General features: G+C 54.4%; 4 protein-coding genes. 1 reads left to right on the top strand and 3 read right to left on the bottom strand.

The features are described from left to right. Positions 1-230: 230 nt before the first annotated feature. The 3 genes from IT893_RS13470 to IT893_RS13460 form a co-directional block, all read right to left on the bottom strand. A complete protein-coding gene (locus IT893_RS13470) occupies positions 231-1,184 on the bottom strand; it encodes a glycosyltransferase (RefSeq protein WP_197145469.1) in 954 nt (317 codons plus the stop codon). A 213-nt stretch (positions 1,185-1,397) separates the two neighbouring features. Then, complete coding sequence (locus IT893_RS13465) at positions 1,398-3,356, bottom strand: 3-hydroxyacyl-CoA dehydrogenase NAD-binding domain-containing protein (RefSeq protein WP_197145468.1); 1,959 nt, start codon at positions 3,354-3,356, stop codon at positions 1,398-1,400. A 1-nt stretch (position 3,357) separates the two neighbouring features. Further along, positions 3,358-4,194, bottom strand: coding sequence for an alpha/beta hydrolase (locus IT893_RS13460; RefSeq protein WP_197145467.1), 837 nt, complete (start codon positions 4,192-4,194; stop codon positions 3,358-3,360). 180 nt (positions 4,195-4,374) lie between these two features. Between IT893_RS13460 and IT893_RS13455 the strand changes: the two genes are divergently transcribed. Then, the gene (locus tag IT893_RS13455; protein WP_197145466.1) at positions 4,375-6,669 is read left to right on the top strand and encodes a bifunctional salicylyl-CoA 5-hydroxylase/oxidoreductase; all 2,295 of its coding nucleotides are present in this window, start codon (positions 4,375-4,377) and stop codon (positions 6,667-6,669) included. Positions 6,670-6,672: the final 3 nt, after the last annotated feature.

The following is a 6,672-nucleotide window of genomic DNA, read 5'->3' as shown; positions in this document are numbered from 1 at the left end:
AATAAAGCTCGCCCTTGTGGCGGGCTTTTTTAATGTTCGATTATCGGGTGCATATGGATTGGAACATCGCAAACAGGCCTATGCCTGTTTGCAGGTTCTTTGCGTAGGCCATAGGCCGGAGCTGGCGGAGCCCATAGGGCGCAGACTAATCCTGCCCCCGCAACCAAAACGACAAACCCCGCCATTGGCGGGGTTTGTCGTTTTAGTCTTGGGTCAGAAACCAAATGAGCTCAACCCTTTGCGGTCGGCGGAATGCGTACCCCGCGGTCAGGGCGGAAAGAAGCACAAGTGGCTAGTGTGCGGTCAAAGGCACTTCCGATGTTTGGGAAAATCTTAGCGTTAAGATACCGACAAAATTCTTTAGAAAACACGGTCGCGTTTTCTTGTCGTTTCACCCATGTCCAAGCGCGGCTTGTCGCGCGTTGAAGCATTTTGGTACGAACATTTGTATCCATATTGGGATGGTCGTAGATGAAATATGCAAGTGCAGCATTGAGGTCATGGAGAACCTGAGATCCTCCAGCCAACGCGGAAGCACGGTTGTTGGTCTTTTCGACGGTTGGGCACCAATTCAGAATGCTTGGAACAAGGACAAAGTCTGTCTGGTTTGCGAGGCGCAGCGTGAAAGAATAATCTTGAATAAAGACGCGCGGGTCACATCCGCCTGCAGCACGAACTGTTTCTGTCTTGGCGAGAACACACGTCAGGTTGAAAATTGCCAGTTTGAGGGCGCGCTCGATTGGATTAGCCAGGAGCTGTGGTTTTTCGTCTGACAATGGTAGGTCTGGTGCATCCATCTTCTCGGAGTTCGCGGAAACGACCTCGCCCAAGCTCCACGCGAGCCCGACATCGAACTGCTTTAGTGCCTTATAAAGTTCTATGGTCGCGCGAGGATGGAGAATGTCATCACCGTCGCAAAACTTGATAAAGGGACGTGTTGCTGCGTCAATGCCGACATTGGTTGCGATCGCGGGGCCAGCGTTTTTCTGGGTGATGATCTTTACGTTGTCGCGATTATTTGAACATTCTTCTAAAACAGCAAGGCTATTATCCGTCGAGCCGTCGTCGATGAAGATGTATTCACAGTCTCCGACGTCTTTTTGAGCAAAAATCGCGCTCAGTACATTGGGGATGAAATCTTCTTTGTTATAAAATGTTGCGACAAAGCTGACATCTGGCTTCAACGGTCCAATTCCTTCACAAGGCTTGCTGTTTGAGTGCTGCAATCAAGAATTTTGGTTGTTTTTGGTTCTCCAAGTGGACGCTTTTATCAGGCCCAACTGCATTAGTCACCTCTGTGGTCAGGCTGTCAAAGAGACCGGTCTTCACGCTGACGAAATGTCTAAAAACTGGAGGCGAGGTCTTCTGATAATGAATTACGCATACTGTTGCACCGCTTAGTCAGATACCGTCATAAATATCGGCCCACCCTTATGCCTCGGGAAGCCGTACCCATTGACCATGACAACATCGATGGCATCAGCACTGGTGGCGATCCCTTCTGACATGATCTTGTCGCCTTCATTCCGCATGGCGGTCAGGATGACATTCATAATTTCCGTGCTGGTGAAATCACGCCGGGTAATGCCCTTTTTCTCTGATTCGGCGATCACCAATGCATCGACCTCCGGATCAGGCTGAGCCTTGCCGTGTTCATCGTAACGATACCAGCCAAGGCCGTTCTTTTTGCCAAAACGTCCCATCTCGCAAAGGTAATCCCCCAAAGCGACATAACGTTCTGACGGATCGCGGAACGGGGCGAGGCGTTTGCGGGTGGCCCAGGAAATCTCAAGGCCCGCCATATCCTGCATGGCAAACAGGCCCATCGGGAAGCCGAATTCAACCATCGCGGCATCAATTTGATGAGGCAGTGCGCCGTCTTCGAGCATATATTCACAATGCTTGCGATAAGCCGACATGATCCGGTTGCCAATAAAGCCATCGCAGACCCCGCACGGTACCGCAATCTTGCCAAGGGCGCGGGCGAACTCGAATGCGGTCGCGAGGCTTTTGGCGTCGGCCTTGTCGGTTCGGACAACCTCAAGCAGCTTCATGATATGGGCGGGTGAGAAGAAATGCAGACCAATTACGCGCCGCGGATTAACGCTGCGCGCGGCAATTTCATTGATGTCGAGATAGGATGTGTTGGACGCAAGCACCGCATCGGCTTTGCAATGGAGGCCTAGTTTGCCAAAGACATCATGTTTGACGGCCATATCTTCAAACACAGCCTCGACCACCAGATCGGCATCAGACAAGGCAGCGTAATCAATGCTGGTCGAAAAGGACGCCATCAGAGCATCAAAACGATCTTGGCTGATCAGGCCGCGCTTGAGGCTGCCGGCAAGGTGTTTTTCAACCGTCGCACGGCCATTGTCACAGGCAGCTTCATCGCGTTCGATGATCGTGACATCAAAGCCCGCGAGCAGGGATGCAGTGGCAATGCCAGCCCCCATGATGCCGCCGCCAATCACACCGACCTGGCGGATCGGGTTCGGTTCGACACCCTTGAGTTCGGGCAGTTTGGCAACAGAGCGTTCGGCAAAGAAGATGTGACGCAGCGCCTTTGACTGATCGCTGTCACGCAGTTCGATGAATTTTTCGCGTTCAAAATCAAGGCCTGCATCCGGGCCGTGTTCGATACCATTTCGGATGGCGGAGATGGCCGCAAGCGGGGCGACCTGACCACGGGCCTTCTTTTTCGTCGCGGATGTTATGTCATCCCATTGCGCAGAGCTCGGCGCAGCAATGGGATCACGGGCAAGAAGCGATGCCGGTGTTTCACGACTGAGGATGGTTTTGGCAAAGTCGCGTGCGGCATCGCCCAAGGCACCGTGGGTAATCGCATCAAGCAAGCCGATCTCGTTGGCCTTGGTGGCCGAAACCGGTTTGCCGCTGGTAATCATCGAGATGGCCTCTGCGACCGGGACAAGTCGTGGCAAGCGGACCGTGCCACCAGCCCCCGGGATCAGGCCGAGGTTGACTTCCGGCAGGCCAAGTTTGGCGGTGCTATCGGCAATGCGGTAATGACAACCAAGGGCCACTTCCAGTCCACCACCAAGAGCGTGACCATGAATGGCGGCGATGACCGGTTTGGTTGCGGCCTCTATGCGTTTGATCACGTCGGGCAGGATCGGCGCCTTTGGCGGTTGGCCAAACTCGCTGACATCGGCACCGGCAATGAAGGTCTTGCCGTCGCAAATCAGGATCGCGGCGCGGATGTCATCATTGGCATCAATCTGATCGAGGGCATCGACGATCCCGCTGCGCACAACGTGGCTGGTCGCGTTAATTGGCGGGTTGTTGACGGTGATAACCGCAATGGCGTTTTCAAGTGTCAGTGTGACGGTCGACATTTTATGCGTCCTCTGCACTGATGGGGGAAAGCAGACAGGCAACGAGATCGGAATCCGGGTTGGCGAGATCGGCAATCACATTGAAATGATGTTTGTCCGGGGCATGCACACTTCGCGTGCGGGCGCCAAGGCCGGTCCAGATATTGGCCAGCAGATCGTTCTGGCGAACAAATTCCGGACGTTCATCCGCCCCGACCCAGCAGGTGATCGAGCACGATAACGCGGGCTTCAGAAGGGCAGCACTTTCATGTTCGGCTTCGGCCGCGTCCAGTCCGAGGGTATCGTTCATCGAGGTCCTCAGCAGCGGGCGAAGATCATGAAGGCCGGAAATGGAAACCGTGTTTTCGATCCGTGCCAGAATGGAGGACGAAAGCGGTGACGTGTGGCTGACCATGCGGCTAACCAGATGGCCGCCAGCCGAATGCCCCGTGATGCGGAGCGGACCTGCAATCTGGTCCGCGGCATGGGTGATTGCAGCCCCGATCTGGCGGGTAATGTCGGAAAGGCGCGCATCAGGGGCGAGTGTGTAGCTTGGCATGCAGACAGCCCATCCCTTGGTCACGGCACCATTCGCCAGATGCGACCAACTGGATTTGTCAAACGCCTTCCAGTAGCCACCATGCACGAACACGACCAAGCCCTTTGGCGTGCCGGCCGGGAGGAAAAGATCGTATTTTTCGCGGGGGGCGTTGCCATAGGCGATGTCAAGCCGGGCGCGATTGTCGCCACTCAGCTCGTCGCGAAACTTTGCCGACTGGGTCGCCCAAAGTTCCGGATAGGTTGCGGCATCGGCAATGTAATCGCCATTGGCATAAGCATCATCCCAGTCGGTAATCATTGTCGGTTCCCTGAAATTTCGTGCAGCACCTGTCTGGTGCATTCTGGTTATGGATCAAATTCTAGGCAAATCCGTAGATATTTCAAACTTAAAATATTTGTGCTTGAAATAAAATAAAACGAGGCGTACCGTTTTATCAGTTTCCCGAAACAACCAAACAAATCAGGAAGGGAAAAGCTGGTGAGAGTAGCTTGTCTGGGTGGCGGTCCTGCGGGGCTTTATTTTGCAATCTCGATGAAATTGCGCGACCCCGCGCATGAGGTTGTTGTGATTGAACGCAACAAGCCTGATGACACATTTGGCTGGGGCGTGGTGCTGTCTGACGAGACGCTGGACAATCTGGCCGAGAATGACACCAAAAGTGCCGAGGCCATTCGCGCCAACTTTTCCTATTGGGATGACGTTGCGGTTCAGTATCGGGGCGAAAAGACAATTTCCACCGGTCACGGGTTCTGCGGCATCGGCCGCAAAAAGCTTCTGATCTTGTTACAAGATCGGGCACGCGAACTTGGTGTTGAGCTTCGGTTTGAGACCGAGGCCGAAAGTGCCGCGCATTACGCCAAGGAATTTGATCTTGTCGTTGCCAGTGACGGCCTGAATTCCAGAACCCGCACGGAATTTGCCGAACATTTCCAGCCTGATATCGATACCCGCAAATGCAAGTTCGTCTGGCTGGGTACGCATCAGAAATTCGATGATGCCTTTACCTTTATCTTTGAGGAAACCGACAAGGGTTGGGTCTGGGCGCACGCCTATCAGTTTGATGACGAAACCGCGACCTTCATTGTCGAATGCACGCAGGAAACCTGGAATGCCTATGGTTTTGGCGAGATGTCCAAGGAAGAGTCGATTGCGACTTGCGAGGATATCTTCAAGGATCATCTGGGCGGTCACAATCTGATCAGCAATGCGCATCATATTCGTGGTTCGGCCTGGCTGAGCTTCCCGCGCGTTCTGTGCAAAAGCTGGTCACATGAAAACATCGTTCTGATGGGCGATGCGGCGGCAACAGCGCATTTTTCCATCGGGTCGGGGACCAAGCTTGCGCTTGAAAGCGCGATTGCGCTGGCCAACTACCTGCATTCCGAAGGTGACCTTAAGTCCGCCTTTGGCAAATACGAAGACGAGCGCCGTCTTGAGGTCCTGCGTCTGCAGTCGGCTGCACGCAACTCGATGGAGTGGTTTGAAGAAATCGAACGCTATTTCGATTTTGATCCGACCCAGTTTACCTATTCGCTTCTGACCAGATCGCAGCGCATCAGTCATGAAAACCTGCGCCTGCGCGATGCCAAATGGCTTGAAGGTGCGGAAAAATGGTTCCAGACTCAGGCGGGTCTTCCGGAAAGTGCACCGGTGCGTCATCCGATGTTTGTGCCCTATCAGTTGCGCGACATGTCGCTTAAGAACCGCGTCGTTGTGTCTCCGATGGCACAGTACAAGGCGGTTGATGGCTGCCCGACCGACTGGCATCTGGTGCATTACGCCGAGCGCGCAAAAGGCGGGGCAGGGTTGGTTTATACCGAAATGACCTGTGTCTCGCCGGAAGGCCGCATCACGCCGGGCTGCCCGGGTGCGTATGATGTCAGCCAAGAGAAGGCCTGGACGCGGATTACAGATTTCATTCATGCCGAGACGGATGCCAAGGTCTGCATGCAGATCGGTCATTCCGGGCGCAAGGGCTCGACCCAGCTCGGTTGGGAAGAAATGGATGCACCGTTAAAGGATGGCAACTGGCCGCTGATGTCGGCATCTGCCATCGCATGGTCGGACCGCAATGCGGTGCCCAAGGCCATGACGCGTGAAGACATGGATATGGTTCGTGATCAGTTTGTTGCATCTGCCAAAATGGCCGATCGTGCAGGCTTTGACATGATCGAGGTTCATGCCGCGCATGGCTATCTTCTGTCCTGTTTCATCAGCCCGGTCAGCAATATTCGCGATGACGAATATGGTGGGTCGCTTGAAAACCGGATGCGTTATCCGCTTGAGGTCATCAATGCCGTTCGTGCGGCATGGCCCAAGAATAAGCCGATGTCGGTGCGTATTTCGGCCAATGACTGGGTCGGTGATGCGGGGATTACGCCCGAAGAGGCGGTTGAGATCGCCAAAATGCTTAAGGCCAATGATGTCGATATTTGTGACGTATCGGCAGGGCAAACGACAACGGATGCCAAACCTGTTTATGGCCGTATGTTCCAGACGCCGTTTTCCGACCGTATCCGCAATGAAGCCGGTATTCCGACCATGGCGGTTGGCAATATCTATGAGGCCGATCACGTCAATTCGATCCTGATGGCCGGGCGTGCCGACCTTGTTTGTCTGGCGCGACCGCATCTTGCCAATCCGTATTGGACGCTGCATCAGGCAGCCAGCCTTGGCAACCGCACAGAAAACTGGCCGGCGCCATACTATGCCGGGCGTGATCAGATGTGCCGTCTTGCCGAGCGGGCTGAAACCATGACCGGAAAGGTATAAGCA

Origin of the sequence: Thalassospira sp. A40-3 (assembly GCF_015871485.1) — a bacterium.
Lineage (GTDB): Bacteria > Pseudomonadota > Alphaproteobacteria > Rhodospirillales > Thalassospiraceae > Thalassospira > Thalassospira tepidiphila.
This window is presented reverse-complemented; position numbering and strand designations above follow the sequence as displayed.

What these genes read in the sequence shown, in the direction of transcription:
- IT893_RS13465 (WP_197145468.1), bottom strand. Translation starts at nt 3,356, where the DNA reads ATGTCGACCGTCACACTGACACTTGAAAACGCCATTGCGGTTATCACC.
- IT893_RS13460 (WP_197145467.1), bottom strand. Translation starts at nt 4,194, where the DNA reads ATGATTACCGACTGGGATGATGCTTATGCCAATGGCGATTACATTGCC.